At 40.8% G+C, this 15,255-nt stretch carries 17 protein-coding genes; 10 read left to right on the plus strand and 7 right to left on the minus strand.

Annotated elements, in window-relative coordinates; genetic code table 11:
• Window positions 1-9 precede the first annotated feature (9 nt).
• Entirely contained in the window at window positions 10-588 is a 579-nt protein-coding gene (locus tag MHN30_RS00285) for a hypothetical protein (RefSeq protein ID WP_239356856.1), read from the plus strand.
• A 35-nt stretch (window positions 589-623) separates the two neighbouring features.
• On the opposite strand, the gene MHN30_RS00290 is transcribed toward MHN30_RS00285, so the two are convergent.
• Entirely contained in the window at window positions 624-1,331 is a 708-nt protein-coding gene (locus tag MHN30_RS00290) for a hypothetical protein (RefSeq protein WP_239356859.1), read from the minus strand.
• A 654-nt stretch (window positions 1,332-1,985) separates the two neighbouring features.
• On the opposite strand from MHN30_RS00290, the gene MHN30_RS00295 reads away from it, so the two are divergent.
• The 4 genes from MHN30_RS00295 to MHN30_RS00310 all read left to right on the plus strand — a co-directional run bounded on the left by MHN30_RS00295 (window position 1,986) and on the right by MHN30_RS00310 (window position 4,970).
• Complete coding sequence (locus MHN30_RS00295) at window positions 1,986-2,870, plus strand: phage integrase N-terminal domain-containing protein (RefSeq protein ID WP_239356875.1); 885 nt, start codon at window positions 1,986-1,988, stop codon at window positions 2,868-2,870.
• Window positions 2,871-2,882: 12 nt separating this feature from the next.
• Window positions 2,883-3,116: a hypothetical protein gene (locus MHN30_RS00300; RefSeq protein WP_239356877.1), complete on the plus strand. Its 234-nt coding sequence runs from the start codon at window positions 2,883-2,885 to the stop codon at window positions 3,114-3,116.
• 214 nt (window positions 3,117-3,330) lie between these two features.
• Window positions 3,331-4,464, plus strand: a complete 1,134-nt coding sequence (locus tag MHN30_RS00305) for an XRE family transcriptional regulator (RefSeq protein WP_239356887.1) — start codon at window positions 3,331-3,333, stop codon at window positions 4,462-4,464.
• Window positions 4,461-4,970 carry a DUF4411 family protein gene (locus tag MHN30_RS00310; RefSeq protein ID WP_239356890.1) on the plus strand — a complete coding sequence of 170 codons (510 nt, stop codon included), beginning with the start codon at window positions 4,461-4,463 and terminating at the stop codon, window positions 4,968-4,970. Before MHN30_RS00305 ends, MHN30_RS00310 begins: the two co-directional genes overlap by 4 nt.
• A 153-nt stretch (window positions 4,971-5,123) precedes the next feature.
• On the opposite strand, the gene MHN30_RS00315 is transcribed toward MHN30_RS00310, so the two are convergent.
• Window positions 5,124-5,975, minus strand: coding sequence for a DUF2971 domain-containing protein (locus MHN30_RS00315; protein ID WP_239356893.1), 852 nt, complete (start codon window positions 5,973-5,975; stop codon window positions 5,124-5,126).
• A 165-nt stretch (window positions 5,976-6,140) separates the two neighbouring features.
• On the minus strand, window positions 6,141-7,178 hold the full coding sequence (locus MHN30_RS00320) for a hypothetical protein (protein ID WP_239356896.1): 1,038 nt from the start codon (window positions 7,176-7,178) through the stop codon (window positions 6,141-6,143).
• Between the two features lie 320 nt (window positions 7,179-7,498).
• Between MHN30_RS00320 and MHN30_RS00325 the strand changes: the two genes are divergently transcribed.
• Entirely contained in the window at window positions 7,499-7,726 is a 228-nt protein-coding gene (locus MHN30_RS00325) for a DUF4224 domain-containing protein (protein WP_220475200.1), read from the plus strand.
• A 6-nt stretch (window positions 7,727-7,732) separates the two neighbouring features.
• Complete coding sequence (locus MHN30_RS00330) at window positions 7,733-8,812, plus strand: tyrosine-type recombinase/integrase (RefSeq protein ID WP_239356908.1); 1,080 nt, start codon at window positions 7,733-7,735, stop codon at window positions 8,810-8,812.
• 333 nt (window positions 8,813-9,145) lie between these two features.
• Here MHN30_RS00330 and MHN30_RS00335 read toward each other — a convergent pair whose 3' ends face one another.
• Together MHN30_RS00335 and cysZ are read right to left on the minus strand one after the other, a co-directional pair.
• Window positions 9,146-10,363, minus strand: a complete 1,218-nt coding sequence (locus MHN30_RS00335) for a glycerophosphodiester phosphodiesterase family protein (protein ID WP_239356911.1) — start codon at window positions 10,361-10,363, stop codon at window positions 9,146-9,148.
• A gap of 78 nt (window positions 10,364-10,441) precedes the next feature.
• A complete protein-coding gene (cysZ, locus tag MHN30_RS00340) occupies window positions 10,442-11,167 on the minus strand; it encodes a sulfate transporter CysZ (RefSeq protein WP_039493825.1) in 726 nt (241 codons plus the stop codon).
• A gap of 417 nt (window positions 11,168-11,584) precedes the next feature.
• On the opposite strand from cysZ, the gene MHN30_RS00345 reads away from it, so the two are divergent.
• Both MHN30_RS00345 and MHN30_RS00350 read left to right on the plus strand, forming a co-directional pair.
• On the plus strand, window positions 11,585-11,860 hold the full coding sequence (locus MHN30_RS00345) for a hypothetical protein (protein ID WP_130163516.1): 276 nt from the start codon (window positions 11,585-11,587) through the stop codon (window positions 11,858-11,860).
• Between the two features lie 47 nt (window positions 11,861-11,907).
• Entirely contained in the window at window positions 11,908-12,501 is a 594-nt protein-coding gene (locus MHN30_RS00350) for a CBS domain-containing protein (protein ID WP_045987717.1), read from the plus strand.
• A 205-nt stretch (window positions 12,502-12,706) separates the two neighbouring features.
• Here MHN30_RS00350 and trmL read toward each other — a convergent pair whose 3' ends face one another.
• Entirely contained in the window at window positions 12,707-13,171 is a 465-nt protein-coding gene (trmL, locus tag MHN30_RS00355) for a tRNA (uridine(34)/cytosine(34)/5-carboxymethylaminomethyluridine(34)-2'-O)-methyltransferase TrmL (RefSeq protein WP_017216443.1), read from the minus strand.
• Between the two features lie 323 nt (window positions 13,172-13,494).
• Here trmL and MHN30_RS00360 point away from each other — a divergent pair, with 323 nt between their 5' ends.
• A complete protein-coding gene (locus MHN30_RS00360) occupies window positions 13,495-14,340 on the plus strand; it encodes a cation diffusion facilitator family transporter (RefSeq protein WP_082086207.1) in 846 nt (281 codons plus the stop codon).
• Here MHN30_RS00360 and MHN30_RS00365 read toward each other — a convergent pair.
• Window positions 14,292-15,254: an alpha/beta hydrolase gene (locus tag MHN30_RS00365; protein WP_130163517.1), complete on the minus strand. Its 963-nt coding sequence runs from the start codon at window positions 15,252-15,254 to the stop codon at window positions 14,292-14,294. The genes MHN30_RS00360 and MHN30_RS00365 overlap by 49 nt on opposite strands.
• Between the last annotated feature and the right edge of the window lies 1 nt (window position 15,255).

Here is a 15,255-nt window from a genome sequence, read left to right on the forward strand (position 1 = left end):
GGAGTGAGTGTGGTAATAAATTTAGAACTAATGAAAGTTGTTATTTCCGGCCTGACACCACTGTCAATTTTTATCGCTTATATGACATATCGCTCCAATGTTAAAAAACAGAGATTAGATATGGAAATGGCACAGGATATGGAGATTTTTGAACAAGCTGTACTCTCGTTAAAATGGGCTTATGATGCACTAACCGATGAAGGGAGGTGTGCTCCACCTTCAGCCGACAGATTAAACTGGCTAACTTGTGCTAGGCATTTATGTAGGTACTATCAGATAGCTAAAGCGATAAAAACAGATCTATACAAAACATCACTATCTGAACACGAAGAATATTGGCGGCATAAGTTCTATATGGTTCTAGATTTCAAAGAGTTAAATAGGAAAGACTATTATATGGATGAGAGAGAAGTACTGTGGCCTGAAAATATAGAACCAACTTCTGCAAGTATAATCAATGAGTTTTCTTCTTGGAAAGAAAGCGCTATTGATCCAATAGACTCATATGAAGTTGAAACTGTTAGTAACGGGGTGATAAGTAGAGGCCTAAGCGCTTATAGGAGTGTTTTTGACTCTCTAAGCAAGTAATTAGGCTCCATTATCAGGTTGCCGCTAAGAGTTCTTCATTCTAAGCAATTACGCTTATATTCACTGAGTTGTCTACAAACATCGCTATACTGGTAAAATTGGCCAGAAAGCCAACCCATATTTGGATTCTCAATCATATTTGCTTGTTCGTATACCGCTTTTTTAAGCGTGAGAGAGTGCAACTTTTGCAGAATGAAGATCAGCTCACCATCCATAAAATGTGATAGACGGAAGAGTTGTGCAAGAAGCTCGTCATTTTCTCGTAAGCAAAGTTCCAAGTATTGGTACCAGTTAGCATTACAATTCATGCGTGCCAAAAACACGGGCGCAGTTTTGTCTCTAGGACATATTTTCGATAATGAAACTTCTAGCTCATCTTTTGTCGGGTACTGATTAAGTTCTGTATCGGTGTGATCTTTAAAATGCTGCAATTGCATCTGGTGAGATTTCAAAATTGTAGAAATAGGTGCCGTTATTGATGGCTTTATTGCTTGCCAGTCATCAAGCTCTTTTTTGTGCACAACAATCAAGTAGAATACATAACTTGCGATAATAGATAAGCAGATCTGACTACATATCAAAGACACTTCAGCACCCCACCAAAATAGCTCAGGAAGCTTTGAAAGCCAAAGCTCATAAACGACTACAAAAGTTACAGCACTAAATGCAACACAGTTGATAGGGAGCTTTACAGAGGCAACATACTTAAACAAGGATGTCTTAGGTTGGTTGTTATTTTGCATTTTTAAGCCTTTTTTGAGCATTCTGCTCGAACTCATAGTCTACAACTTTAACACAAATGACCGCGTCATTCCGCGAAGCAAAGAGGAATGACGCGGTGATAAGTCCCGCGCTAAACAAAGCAGAACAAAGAGGGGAAATTATTTGTTGAGCTTATGTGCGCGTTATGACACTCTAAACATGATTCCAACAATAGCGAGACATTGGTCATCGCGTCATCAAACAAAGCCTTTGGCTTTGTCATACCAGTGAGATCTACTCACAACTAAAAACCAAGCTTTCGGGCTTTTTAACTTACAAATTAGTTCATCTGATTTAGGCACTTTTATGCCTTGAATTTGGCTATTTGTACCTGCGTTTTGCAGAGAATTAAGCGATCCCTAACGAACTCAAATAGGAGAAATGTTATGACCTAACTGACCTGTGCTGAGCACATTTTTATTTGCGTTTTATCATGCACGCCCACTACGGGAAGCATCTAAAGCGAGGCTAATTTGGCCATTTTGAACTGTTGTGCCCTTATTCGTATTTATACGGAAATTGTACGCTCCAACGTGCAGTTGGCATTTAAAACTTACCATTTGGATATTGATTCAAATAGTTAGTTGGGTTGGTAACGTGTAATCGAATTTATAAACACGGTGAGTGAACAAATATTGAGTAATTTAAAATATCAGCTTCAAGGGCTTATGCTCAGAAACCAAGACGGCAGTTTTGGAGTTAAGGCTGAGCGTAAAAAAGTACTGGTCCAGATCTCTGCTCAGCTTAAACAGGGCGGATATCGCTTGCAATCAGTACAATCACTCAAACCCAAACACGTAAACTATCTTGTTGAGCGCTGGCAGGGAGAAGGGCTATCTGCTGGCACCATTAAAAACCGGCTTAGTCATGTAAGATGGTGGGCGGAAAAAATCGGCAAAGCCTCGATGCTGCCAAAGTCCAACAATGGCGCAAACCAAGCAATCACACTGGATTTGGAAAAGCGAACCTACACACCTACCGAGTCAAAAGCAAAAGAACTAGAACAAAATAAGCTTGATAAAGTCAGCGACCCACTTGTTAAGCTCTCACTTCGGCTGCAGCGAGAGTTTGGCTTACGTAGAGAAGAAGCCATTAAATTTCGACCTAATTATGCCATTAGAGGCGAACAGTTAGTGCTAAAACCCAGCTGGACAAAGGGCGGTCGTCCCAGAGTCATTCCTATCAGAACAGAATCTCAGCGACATCTACTTCAACAAGTGCAAAAGCAAGTCGGTGGAGGCGCGCTGATCCGCCCCGACCGAAACTATATTCAACAACTCAAAGCGTATGAACGGCAAACAAGCCAAGCAGGGCTAGATAAAAACCACGGGCTTAGGCACATGTATGCCCAAAAGCGCTACTTAGAACTAACCGGTTGGCGCTCTCCAATTGCCGGTGGGCCAACAAGCAAACAGCTCACACCAGAACAAAAACAAATTGATAGGCAAGCACGATTACAAGTTTCGAATGAACTCGGCCACGGCCGAGAACAGATCACAGTCATATATTTAGGTCGATGATAGGGGGAGCATTTGGCGGAAAAGATAATGTACAGAGATGTTGAAGGGTTATTCATACCAACATCCGAATGGGAAAGGTTTAAATGCGATTTAGAAGCGTTAAATCGGCGAGCACATGATTCAGAAAAGCAGCTAGAAATTGTGCAAGGACAAGCGAAGTTCAAGCTTAAAAAATTGGCTCGAATCATCGAGCGTAAAGATAAGCAAATAGATGAATTAAATAAAAAGTTTGAGATGAGGAAGTGACTGCGTTAGGTCTAGTAAAAGGCATTTTGGATGGTATTGAGTCGTTAGCTAGCTCTGGGAATTACAGTATACGGACTTGATCAGAATGTCAGATAGCTACTATGAACTAGACTGGTAAACTTGAGGTATATTCTGTTATTTTGCTGGTTTAATACGAGTCTATTCGTATAATAACAGTATGTTTTTAAATTTAGTTTGTCATAGTTGAGTAGAAATGGTTGAGCAAGCAATGATTAATCCAAAAATTGTAACTTGGGCTAGAGAGCGTGCAGGCCTAAGTGTGGATGCGCTTGCTCGTAAATTAAATGTTAGTGACACCGAAAAAATTCTAAAATGGGAACTAGGTGGGGCTAGACCTACGTTTAGACAAGCACAAAATATTGCAAACGTTACAAGCATTCCCTTCGGCTACCTTTTTTTACCCAAGCCTCCCCAAGAAAAACTACCAATTCCTGACCTGCGTACCATTGGCAACAGACATGCAGATGACGCTTCTATTGATATGAAAGACGTTATCAAGCAGGTAATGATGAAGCAAGAATGGTACAAAGAGCATTTAATTAAACTTGACGCTCTTCCTTTGGCGTTTGTCGGAAAATTTACCGTTAAAGATTCTGTAATTGAGGTGGCGCAAGATATCCGGAATATTTTGGGAGTGCCTTTACCTCAAAAGGGGAGCTGGGAAGATTATTTCAGAGCACTTATTAAAGGAGCTGAAGGCGCGCGCGTGCTCGTGATGAGAAGTGGTATTGTTGGCAATAATACTAGGCGAAAACTTGAAGTTTCTGAGTTTCGAGGATTTGCTATTTGTGATGAACTAGCGCCTGTAGTGTTCATTAATAGTTCTGATGCTCCAACTGCTCGCCTTTTTACTTTTATCCATGAGCTGGCCCACTTATGGATTGGAAGTAGTGGTGTGTCCGATATAGAGCACTCTCATGCAGAAGAAGAAAAGTTTTGTAACGCCGTTGCTGGTGAATTTCTTGTTCCAGAAGAAGCATTTCATCGCATATGGAGCCAAAATACCAGCATACTTGCAAATTTAACTGAGATTAGTTCTCAGCTGCACGTAAGTAAGCTGGTTGCTGCAAAAAGAGCTTTAGATTGCGGTGCAATAGATAAAGAAGCTTATTGGAAATATTACAACACAGAGCTAAATGCTTTTAGAAATAAAAAAGGTGGAAAAGGGGACTTTAATCGAAACGCCGGGGCAAAAAACAGCATATTGTTTTCCAGTGCTGTTGTTGCTGAAGCATTAAGTGGAAGAATGCTACTTAGAGATGCAGGAAACCTTTTGGGCATTAAACCGAGTAACATAAAAACTTATGCGAGAAAATTAGCTTTATGAATTATCTGCTGGATGCAAACACTTTTATCGAAGCTAAAAACCGTTACTACTCAATGTCTATATGTCCTGGATATTGGCAATGGATTTTACAGTCGAATATCTACTCAGGAGTGGCTAGCATCCGGTTTATAAAGGATGAACTCACCAATGGTAATGATGATCTGGCTCAGTGGGCTAAAGACAACTCGCATCTATTTTTAGCCAATGACGATGAGCCGACACAGATTGCATATACTCAAGTTGTGCAGCATGTGATGGAACAGGAAGGGATGAAAAATGGTGCCCAAGAAGAGTTTCTTCGAGGCGCGGATCCATGGTTAATCGCTAAGGCTATGACTAGCGGTGCAACTATCGTTACCCATGAAAAACTCGATCGAAATATTAGGCGCAAGATCTTGATTCCAAATGTCTGCGAGCACTTCGGGGTACAATATATAGATACCTTTGAGTTACTTCATCAGTTGGAAGCTCAATTCATAATGCTGCCAGCGATCCCTGCAGCCTAAATTTTTTATGACTCTCCATTTTATATAAGCCTCGATAAAAAATAGTTTATAGAGACAGTAGGAAATAACTCGACGGTGCTGCGTATTAATACCCTAACAGAGCCGAACACCTTGGTGAACATTTAGCGCTTAACTAAGTTTGTGAAAAGTTGTTCACAATTGAGGTTTGGATCCTTGGTAGCTTTTTGAAGCCAAAGACCATGAACTTTGCTCCTCTGTACATATGTACAATTCAATGTTTTTATTAGACCACTCTAAAGCTTTTTGTTTATTGTTCTCGTTGGTACGGAGACCTAAATAAGCGGAAACGATAGACTCAGAGGGGATTTTAAAGCAATCTAAAAGCCTCTTTTCACTATTATTTTCAGTATCTTCAACTACAGCTATCCCTGAGCCTCCCTTATTCTCATTTTTAGATTTACTGTTCAAGTTGATACGTTCCCATCGATCTGAACCAACTTCGTATTGACCTAGCTCTGGGTACATTTCAATTGCTTTAACAACCCTGACTTCCTCTTCATATGCCCATTCTAGAGACTTATACAGGTATGCTTGTTTGAAAAATTCATACCCATCATGGGTAAACCCTTTTTGTCGAAATAGTTGAGGTAACCGAACTATTGAAGGCAAACTTCGAGCCTTGTCTGGCTTTTTTGATGTGTAAACTAAATCACCATATTGAGCTGGGATTAGGCATGTCTGTGTATCACATAAATTGGCTTTTTCTATATCTATCCCAAGAACAACTCCGGTATGTGAGTCACCATAATGTGCCCACATTAAAGAGTTGAGTGGTTGTCTAGTCAATGAAAGCACTGCAAACTTTGAGAGTAGTCTTGAGCACAAGCTTTTATAAGCGCCTTCACCATGTTGGTTGATGTAACTGGCTTGAAGGTAAGTTCCTTCAAAAGGGTCATTAAGGAAACGCATGCCACTAAATCCGATGGTAGAGTTTTCTATTATTTTTTCAGCAGAGCTAAAAGACATGTATTTGTATAAAATCAAAGTGTCATTCCTTTTTAGTCGTTATCAAATTCAAAGACTGTTTTTCGATATCGATCTATAACCTCGTTATAGCTCTTTGCGTTTAGCAGGCTTTACCGTTTGAGGTCGTCGAATCACAACTGAAGCCTTGTAATTACCCCAAAAAAGTAAATATGTCTAAAAAAATTATGCAAGCTCAATAATTTCGCTATTTAATTCTATCTTTTCAAATGCTTGAAATGCATAAAAACTGCTTAACGTATCTTGCAATAGCTTATTATTTTTAACTTCGCTCAAGTCTAAAAAACGTGTTTCATAGAGGCTAAATAGTTCACTAGAACCAAGCGTGTCGGACAACTCTTCCCTAACTTTCAGATATAATATTTTCTGAAGTTCTGGGGCGGTAATATGAGATAAGTAATTGAGGAAGTTCAGCATAGCTGTATCGACGCGTTCCATGAAGTCTTTTCTGCGAAGCCAATCTAATGAAATAAGCTTTTCAGCACCTAAACGCAAGTGCATTTTAATGTCTCGTTCAGATCCTGAACTCCCAATTTGCCGTAGCTCATATTTTTTGGAAAGGTAAGTAAGAGCTTTGCCAAACGATGTTAGGTTTTCAATTCTATTTTCATAATCAATTGATGAGACAACCGTTTCTCGGCTGACAGCTGCTCCGCAACAATAAGTGGCTAGCGAATCAGTATCAATTTTATTGAGGTCAATAAAAGGTGAGTTCAGGGCAGTGACTTTTAGTTCACCTAGTTGGTCGAATATTTCTCTCAAGTTAGCTTTGGTTCTATTGATGTCATCTCGTTGATTAAGTAACGTAGATATCTCTCCTGTGATATATCGTAAGTTTTCAGCAAACTTGTCAAATAGTAAAAGTTCGGTTTGAGACTTTAAAACTTCCCTTGTTTGATTTAGCTCTGTATCGCTTGTTTTCCAAGTCATATACAAAAGTATGACTGTTGCAAAGAGTAACAAGGGAGAAAATGCATTATTGAAATAAACTGCAACATCTACCCAAGTTTTAAAATCGGTATTATTTAAATCTACATCAAATTTCTCGAAGTAGATGAAACCTATGATTAATCCACAAAGAAAGATAAAAATGGCAAAGCGGGTCATCTTTATATCACCTGCTAGTGCTTTTTCAGCATGTCTAAAAAGCACGACACCAACTATTATAGCCATCACCAACAAAAACCAGAGCATATCTGTCATTAACCCTCCTAGGCATCTACTTCTCGGTTGTGATAATAACATTATTTTTCACAGCCGTTTCACTCAGGTGCTATTTTATGCTTAATAGAGAACGATTTGGTTGCCGTATGCAAAAAATTCAAATACTACAAACCGCCCCTTTTAATTTCATTCGCACTATTGCAAACCAAAAACTCATAAAGTAGAGTAAAAAACGCTGAAATATTGGGAAATCAGCAGAAATAAGCAAAAGCGAAATTCTGATTATCGCGAATAAGGTGAGTCCCAAGCTGATTCACGGCTAGTTGTTAGTCGTGGTTACTTATTCGCAGGAGGATTTCGTGAGCACATTCCTATCTAAAACTGAAGTTGCTGAGTTAACTGGTCGTAAGCAGCGCCAGAAGCAAATTGAGCAACTGACCTCAATGCATATTACTTTCACCCTTGATGCCTTTGGCTGGCCTAAAGTTTTGCGTAAAACGATTGAAACAGAGCTGGGCGCTGGTGATAGCTGTCAAATTAAGCGTGGCGGGGCTACGCTTAGTGATGACGAGCTGTACACGGGGTAAGCGGTCATGGGAAGAAAACGTTCTGCAGAAAATGCAAACCTGCCCAAGGGCATGATCTTTAATAAAAAAGGGAATACCTATTACTTAAGGGCAAGCGGTCAGAAAGATATCCGCCTTGGTAAAACGCTGAGTGAAGCTTTTCGCAATTACTACGCTTACGCATCAATTAATTTTGAATGTCAAACGATGCATGATTTGATTGACCGCTATCTCAAAGAGATTTCACCCACGAAGGCAGAATCGACACACAAGAGTAATATTAGTGCGTCAAAGCATTTGATAAAGCGCTTTGGTCATATGAACCCAAGAGTGCTCAGAGCCAGGCATGCCTATCAATATCTCGATCTTAGGAATCGAGAGGGGGCACCGGTAAGAGGCAATCGTGAGTTTGCGTTACTGAGCACCATTATGTCTCATGCTGTGCGTTGGGGCGTAATTGACGACACACCATTTCATGGAATTATACGTAACCCAGAACAGCCAAGAGATCGGCTAGTCACAGATGATGAATTGGCAGTGTTTGTTAAGTATTGCCCTCGATGGCTGCAATTATATGTGGCGCTAAAGCTGGCAACCGGCTTAAGGCAAACCGACATGCTTAAACTTAGCAGCAAAGACTGGGATGACGAAAAAGGACTCAAAGTTCAAGCATCAAAAACAGGTAGCCGGTTGCAGTTTGAAGCGGTGGATCACCTTAGCTTTATCATCAGCGAGCTTAAACAAATTAATGGTTACCGCACCACTAGAAAGCACAGAACGCCGTTATTACATTGGTATTTCTTTGCATCAAGCGCTAATGCACGAAAGGAACAAGCCCTGACGCCTGACGGTTTTAGAACTGCATGGAACAAAGCGATGCGTGTAGCAATCGAAAGTGGTGAGTTACAACCAGAGCAGCGCTTTCAGGATCGTGACTTACGAGCTAAAACAGCAAGTGAGTGTGAGACGATTACTCAGGCATTTGAGTTATTGGGCCACTCAAGTGTGGCAACAACAAAGCGTGTTTATCGGCGAGGTTACTCACAAGTAACGCCAGTCACGCCAAAGTCTCCAGATGATAAGAAAAAACAAAGCATTGAAAAGTAGTCATAAAAAAGGCATTATTTTTAAATTAAGAATTGTATGTTTAGCTAAAATTTCTAAGCTATTAAAAACAAAGTAATTTTAGCGAAATTAACCATAAATATTAAACTAGACGAAAGTTATAGGAAATATTTTGTGGGTTTGTGTAGTAAAAATAGTATGTTAGATGCACAAGCGTTAAGGATTGAAAATCCTCGTGTCGGTGGTTCGATTCCGCCTCTGGGCACCATCCTTTAAAAAGCCTCGCAATTGCGAGGCTTTTTGCTTTCTGGCATTTGCAAACCATAACTTAGTGCGGGATTCTACCTACACTAAGCTACAACTCTTATTAGCCTATCACTCAATTCCCATGCAGCTGGCGTAAAAGCTGGTAGTCGCAGGCCAGTCACTAAATACAGCAACTACGCCAACCTGTTTTGCCAATATGTCCAATACCCTAAGTATATCGCCATCATGCTTAACTGCGTTTTTCACGGATTGATAATACCAACCGCTGCCGCTCGCTAAAGGGCCTGAGCGCTCTAGCGACCAAGCAACTATCTTTAATCCTGCGCGTTTAGCGGCTAGGGCGTACTGCGATGGAATGATATCGCCGTTTTTATCTTCGCTAATGAGCATCCAAATTGGTGGGGCGATAATTTTTACCTTATTTTTGGCTAAGTCTTCCATTGACGGTTGCCAAGTACTTGGTTTGTTAATATCAAAATGTTCGCCAGCTTCTCTACCATCAAGAAATACGGCATGGTTTGCAAACTCTGGCGCATGTTTTATCCAGTAGTGAATATCTTGGTAAGAAAAGGATTGTGGAAAAACTTGAGATGGGGGGACATTGTGCTCAGTATATTCGTCCAGCATTTTTTGCGCGAGCTGGTTTTGGCTTAACCCATTAAATGGCATTGGCACTTCTGGCGCTTTTAACTCAGGTGTCATATTTACACCCAGTTGCTTAAATAAAGCAATGCTTTCACTGTGGGTCATTAATGTTCCAGAACTTGCATAAAGATCTGTACGCCAATTCGGTGTGCCTTTTACATATTCGGCGGCAGTTGTGGCTTTATTATTTACGCCATCCATTTTACCGGTTAGCTGTTTAAACTCCGCTAATGTGAGATCTGAGGTACAACACTCTGCAAAAGCGGGCTCATTCGTGTTTGGATTGGCTGGTGTGAAAGGCTTTTTACATTTAGCCGCAAGCTGGGGTTTTAGTAAGATATCTGTCGTTGCGTGTAAGTCACATTGTGCATGGCGGCAAACCAAGGTCTTGTCTTTCGTAAAAGTAACATCACATTCGAGCGTGCCAGCTCCCATTTTTGCGGCGGCAATGTATGATTCTTTGGTGTGCTCGGGGTATAAAAGTGGCGCACCGCGATGTCCTATGGAAAAACGTGTGCGCTTGATTGGTTTATCTAAACAGCTTGCAAGCTTTTCTTTAAGCTCACCATCTGGAAGTTGCGAGACTAAAAATTGAGGCCGTGTACCGACATCAAACTGTTTTGTTGCCTGGCACCCCGTTAAAAATACCGTTAACCAGATAAGGCCTAATGTTAGGCGCATAGCGACTCCGCTGAATACTTGCAAAAAAGTAAGTAAAGCATGAGTTTTTGACAGCTAGATGTCAGTCATACGAGCGTCTTAGCGATATTGCTGACGATAGTTCTCTACCCACAATTTAGTGGCGCCACAAACGGCAACGGGCATCACGATGAGGTTAACAAATGGGATTGAGGTCAGTACAAACACCGCAAAGCCAAAGCCATAAGACAGCCCTTGTTTACTCTTCAAATCGTCTTTCATTTGCTTGAAATGAATTTTATGGTTATCAAACGGATAATCATTATATTGCACGCTGTACATCCAACACGTAAACATAATCCATAAAATTTGCCCAACGATAGGCAGTATCCAAAGTAAGATGAAAAAGCCAAATGCACGTGGAAGGTAATAACAGAGTTTGGTCCATTCTCTACCCAACATTCGCGGCACATCTTTTATGGTATCAATTAGCTTATCATCATTGATGTGTTGGTTGGTTAGGTAAAGTTCCACTTTTTCGGAGAGTAAGCCATTGAAAGGCGCAGCAATAAAGTTGGTTATCACCGTGAAAATCATACTATAACTGAAAAGTATCACTAAGATAGCAATTGGCCACATTAGCCATTCCAGCCAACTGAGCCAATCTGGTAATAATCCGTTGAGATAAGTAAATCCTTGAGTCAGCCAGTCATAAAGAAAAAAGAGTGATGCACCAAATAGCAGTACATTGATTGTTAAAGGAATAAATACAAAACGTTTTAATCCTTTTTGGGTGATTAAAGAAAAACCAGCAATAAAGTACTCGATACCGCGTGATAGTTGCACTGTACACCTCGTGTTGTAATACCAACTTGTCTTAATACTTGCTCAATTTGAAGGAGCAAGTCTGACGCTAACTGCGTTAAAAATGTCTCATTTAGAACAACTAAATAGCAAAATTTTTGCCTGGTTATCGGCAAGATTTTCTCACCTCAAAAAGACCACTTAATTAAGCAAATTGGTATGGTTTAATTCTTTTGATTTAAGGCACATACCAAAAATGTTGGCGTTAGTATAACGCTAAACGACGCGCTACAAATAGGAGATTAGTAACAATTCATCTCAGCTCACACAGTGCCTGAGTGTGCGTATGAAAATTAACCTTAGTATATTTAGATGCTTAGTAAATAGATTAGAAATAATACTTGTAAACGCAAGAAACTGCCCATACACTCAAAGTAAGGCAGTAGAAGTGAGAATACTATGCGGTTAGTTCGTTGGATGATTACATTTTGTATGTTGAGTCTGTTGACAGTGTCAACGGCCGATGCTGCTAAATGTGATACCACGCTTTCAATCGCGCCTATCGTTGTCGACCTAGACAATTCTAACTCCAGCCCTGACTTAGATGATTGCGTTGTATCAACAACTCATCGTTTCGTGGTTGCTAGTAGCTTTGTCATAGCGCAATCACAACCCACCTATTCTTATTCAAACTCAGTATGCGAGTCTATTAGAGCACCACCTGTCGCAAATTAATTTAGTCCTTTTCCGTGCTTAATTAATTTTAAAGATAGAGGTGATCTATGAACACTTACACAGTATTGAAAACTCAACCTGTTGCAAATTATGAACTTGCTGAAAATAACTTCCCAGCTTGTAACACTGACAACCTAGAGCAAGCGCCAGCACATTGCCTAATGCACAATTTACATTTGGCACCAATGCAACATATTGATGAAAACAGTAGCATAGATGAAGCTACGTTAGTGCTGGACAAAACACACCGCAGAGCAAGCTTTGTTGTTGATAGCAAAGAAAAGCTTGTTGGTATGATCTCTAATGCAAGAATTGGTAGTCGTTACGTGTTGAGCATTGCAGAAAGACGTGGTTGTACAAGACGTGATTTAAACGTCAATGATGTCATGATCCCACTAACAGATCTTCGTCAAATCACCTTAAAACAAACTAGCCAAACAGTGGTTGGCAATGTGCTAAAAACAATGGAAGAAGGTGGCTTTGAGTTTTTACTTGTTATTGATGAAGTGACTCAGCATCCAGTTGGTTATTTTGACCTGATCGATATGATGAAGGCCTGTGGACGTGCAGTAAATTCAATGAAACCGGCAAATAAATTCAGTGACATTGTTGGTACGATTTTGCACCACGCAGAAATTTAAAAGAATCCCTATAGTTAATGTAAATTAAAGTTAGCAAGGCGTCGTAAGGCGCCTTTTTTGTGCCTCAAGTTCGCTCCTATGCAGTAGAGGATAGGAGCTATTTTTAGATATATACCAATTAGTGTTCTAAATGAGAAATTTTTAACGTAGTTAGCGTCAGATTTGCTCCTTCAAATTGAGCAAATATTGAGGCTAATTGGTATTATTATTTTGCGCCAGCAAACCCAAGTTGTCTCCAAGACTCATAAACAAAAACGGAAACAGCATTAGATAGGTTCATACTGCGGCTATCTGGGCGCATTGGAATGCGGACTCGTTGCGGCTCAGGCAGTGAAAAAATAATGTCTTCTGGCAAACCTCGAGTTTCAGGGCCAAACAGTAGACAGTCACCAGCTTCATAGGCAACTTCATGATGATACTTGGTACCTTTTGTCGTGCAAGCAAATACTCGCTTTGGGTTTCGTTTTGCTAAGTATGCTTCAAAGTTTGGGTGGCGCTCTACTTCGCTAAATTCATGATAATCAAGGCCAGCACGTCTTACCCGTTTATCATCCCACTCAAATCCTAGCGGCTCTATCAGGTGTAATGAATACCCTGTATTGGCACACAAACGAATAATATTACCTGTATTAGGCGGGATCTCGGGTTGGTATAAAACGATATCTAACATGATAGGCCTCAATTAAATTTTGCCCGGCAGTATAGCTGATACTTGTCGATATTTATATGTGCTGCGCTTGATAGAGTGAAAGGTATTACCCAGTTTTTAAAGTACGACTGTTGTGAAAAACTATACAACCGTAATCTGTTTTTCATTTCAAAGCATTACCCTGTAATATAACAGCATCGCGATGCCATGGCATTTTGCGAGTGGTTTGACGACTAATCATTTCAGTTAGCCAAACGTCAGATTAAATAACATGAAAAAATGAGGTGCCAGTGGATCGCAGCTATGAATTTTGGGTTAGGTTTTCGAGTGTCTTTACCATCATAATGGTGGGATTGATGATCGCAGCTAAGTGTTGGGCTTGGCTGTCTTCAGGTAGTGCCGCTATGCTCGGCTCTTTAACTGATTCACTGCTTGATATTAGCGCCTCTTTAATGAATTTCTTTGTACTGAGCTACGCACTGCGTCCTGCGGACGATGATCATCGATTTGGTCATGGAAAGGCTGAAGCATTAGCTGGGCTTGGACAAGCAGCCTTTATCGCGGGCTCTGCGAGTTTATTGGCTTTTCATGGTGTAGAGCGCATTATCAATCCAACCCACATTCCACATTCATTGTTTGGTGTGTGGGTGAGTTTATTTGCGATAGTGTGTACTTTGTTGGTGGTTGCGGTGCAGTATCAAGTCGTTAAACGCACGCAGTCCATCGCCATTAAGGCCGACTCGTTACATTATAAGGGCGATATTTTATTAAACCTTGCGGTGCTTCTAGCGGTATTGCTTAACTTTTATGGTGTAGGTTACGCCGATCCGATTTTTGGTATTTTGGTGGCGATGTATTTACTTTATAACAGTTGGGACATTGCCAAGGAAAGTGCTGCGCACTTAATGGATAAAGAGCTGCCAGACGAAGAAAAAGCACAGATCATACTTATTGCGTCGAGTCATGAGGACGTTTACGGAGTACATGATTTGCGTACCAGGCAAGGTGGCAAAATCAAATTTATTCAACTGCATCTAGAGCTTGATGACGATATGCCGCTGATGCGAGCGCATCAAGTTGCGGATGAGGTGGTTGCTAGCATTAAAGAAGAGTTTGATTGTGAGATGGACGTACTCATCCATCAAGACCCAGTTTCTTTAGCGCTAAGTAGCTCGGCTGTAAACGCATAAAAATCATCTAACACGGCTTTGCGGGTATTATCTTGCTCGCAAAGTAGTTCATGTTTCCCGATAAACTCTGTAACTGTCACATTGTCTCTGTGCGCGGCAAAGTGTACTTGTGCCTGATTATCAACAATGCTGTCTTCACTGGCTGTCGCGATACGGATTGGCAGATCTAGCTTAATATCTTGAAACGAGCGGCATTTATGTAGTGCCGTGTATAACCAAGCAAAGCTGACACCACCGAGTTGTAGCTCGGGAAATTGATCGTACAAACCTCTAAATAGCGCATATCTGATTGGGCAATCAGTAAGGTCATTATCTTGAAAAGGTTTGTTGTGGTAGTGCACCTGTCCCAGTGCATAATGCTTACCTAGCCCAAATAAACAAGCTGCGCCTGCCAGTCCCTCGGCAAACCAAGCCGGGTAGGGAGTCGTATTGATCCCAAGCATCGGGGCTGATAAATAGACTCCCTCTATGTTGTGAGGCGCAAATAATGTTAAATAATCGCAGGTAATGGCACCACCCATTGAATGCGCCAATATAAAAAGTGGCAAGGTATTTTGCTGGGCAACGATTTGATCCATAAAGCAGTGCAGTGTTGCTGCATAATCTTCAAAGCGCCTAACATAGCCGATTTGCTTATCTTTAAGTAATCGCGGCGAGTAGCCTTGTCCTGGATGGTCATAGGTAAATACCGCTATGTTGTTTTGCGCAAACTCCCACAGCAATTCTCTGTATTTATGAGCAGATTCAATACGACCATTAACCAATACCAGGCTGAAGGTTGCCTTTTTTGGAATGTGGTAGGCGTAAAATAGCCTACCATGAGGGGTATCAAAAAAGCCTTTTTGGCAGCCTTGCCAGTGCTTATCAATTTCCGGAAGGTGTGATTCAAGTTGCTGACTTTGGCTATAAAACATG

Source organism: Pseudoalteromonas sp. OF7H-1, assembly GCF_022347825.1.
In the GTDB taxonomy this organism is placed as follows: Bacteria; Pseudomonadota; Gammaproteobacteria; order Enterobacterales; family Alteromonadaceae; genus Pseudoalteromonas; species Pseudoalteromonas maricaloris.

What these genes read in the sequence shown, in the direction of transcription:
- MHN30_RS00290 (WP_239356859.1), bottom strand. Translation starts at nt 1,331, where the DNA reads ATGCAAAATAACAACCAACCTAAGACATCCTTGTTTAAGTATGTTGCC.
- MHN30_RS00305 (WP_239356887.1), top strand. Translation starts at nt 3,331, where the DNA reads ATGGTTGAGCAAGCAATGATTAATCCAAAAATTGTAACTTGGGCTAGA.
- MHN30_RS00310 (WP_239356890.1), top strand. Translation starts at nt 4,461, where the DNA reads ATGAATTATCTGCTGGATGCAAACACTTTTATCGAAGCTAAAAACCGT.
- MHN30_RS00320 (WP_239356896.1), bottom strand. Translation starts at nt 7,178, where the DNA reads ATGACAGATATGCTCTGGTTTTTGTTGGTGATGGCTATAATAGTTGGT.
- MHN30_RS00330 (WP_239356908.1), top strand. Translation starts at nt 7,733, where the DNA reads ATGGGAAGAAAACGTTCTGCAGAAAATGCAAACCTGCCCAAGGGCATG.
- MHN30_RS00335 (WP_239356911.1), bottom strand. Translation starts at nt 10,363, where the DNA reads ATGCGCCTAACATTAGGCCTTATCTGGTTAACGGTATTTTTAACGGGG.
- MHN30_RS00345 (WP_130163516.1), top strand. Translation starts at nt 11,585, where the DNA reads ATGCGGTTAGTTCGTTGGATGATTACATTTTGTATGTTGAGTCTGTTG.
- MHN30_RS00350 (WP_045987717.1), top strand. Translation starts at nt 11,908, where the DNA reads ATGAACACTTACACAGTATTGAAAACTCAACCTGTTGCAAATTATGAA.
- trmL (WP_017216443.1), bottom strand. Translation starts at nt 13,171, where the DNA reads ATGTTAGATATCGTTTTATACCAACCCGAGATCCCGCCTAATACAGGT.
- MHN30_RS00360 (WP_082086207.1), top strand. Translation starts at nt 13,495, where the DNA reads ATGGTGGGATTGATGATCGCAGCTAAGTGTTGGGCTTGGCTGTCTTCA.
- MHN30_RS00365 (WP_130163517.1), bottom strand. Translation starts at nt 15,254, where the DNA reads ATGTTTTATAGCCAAAGTCAGCAACTTGAATCACACCTTCCGGAAATT.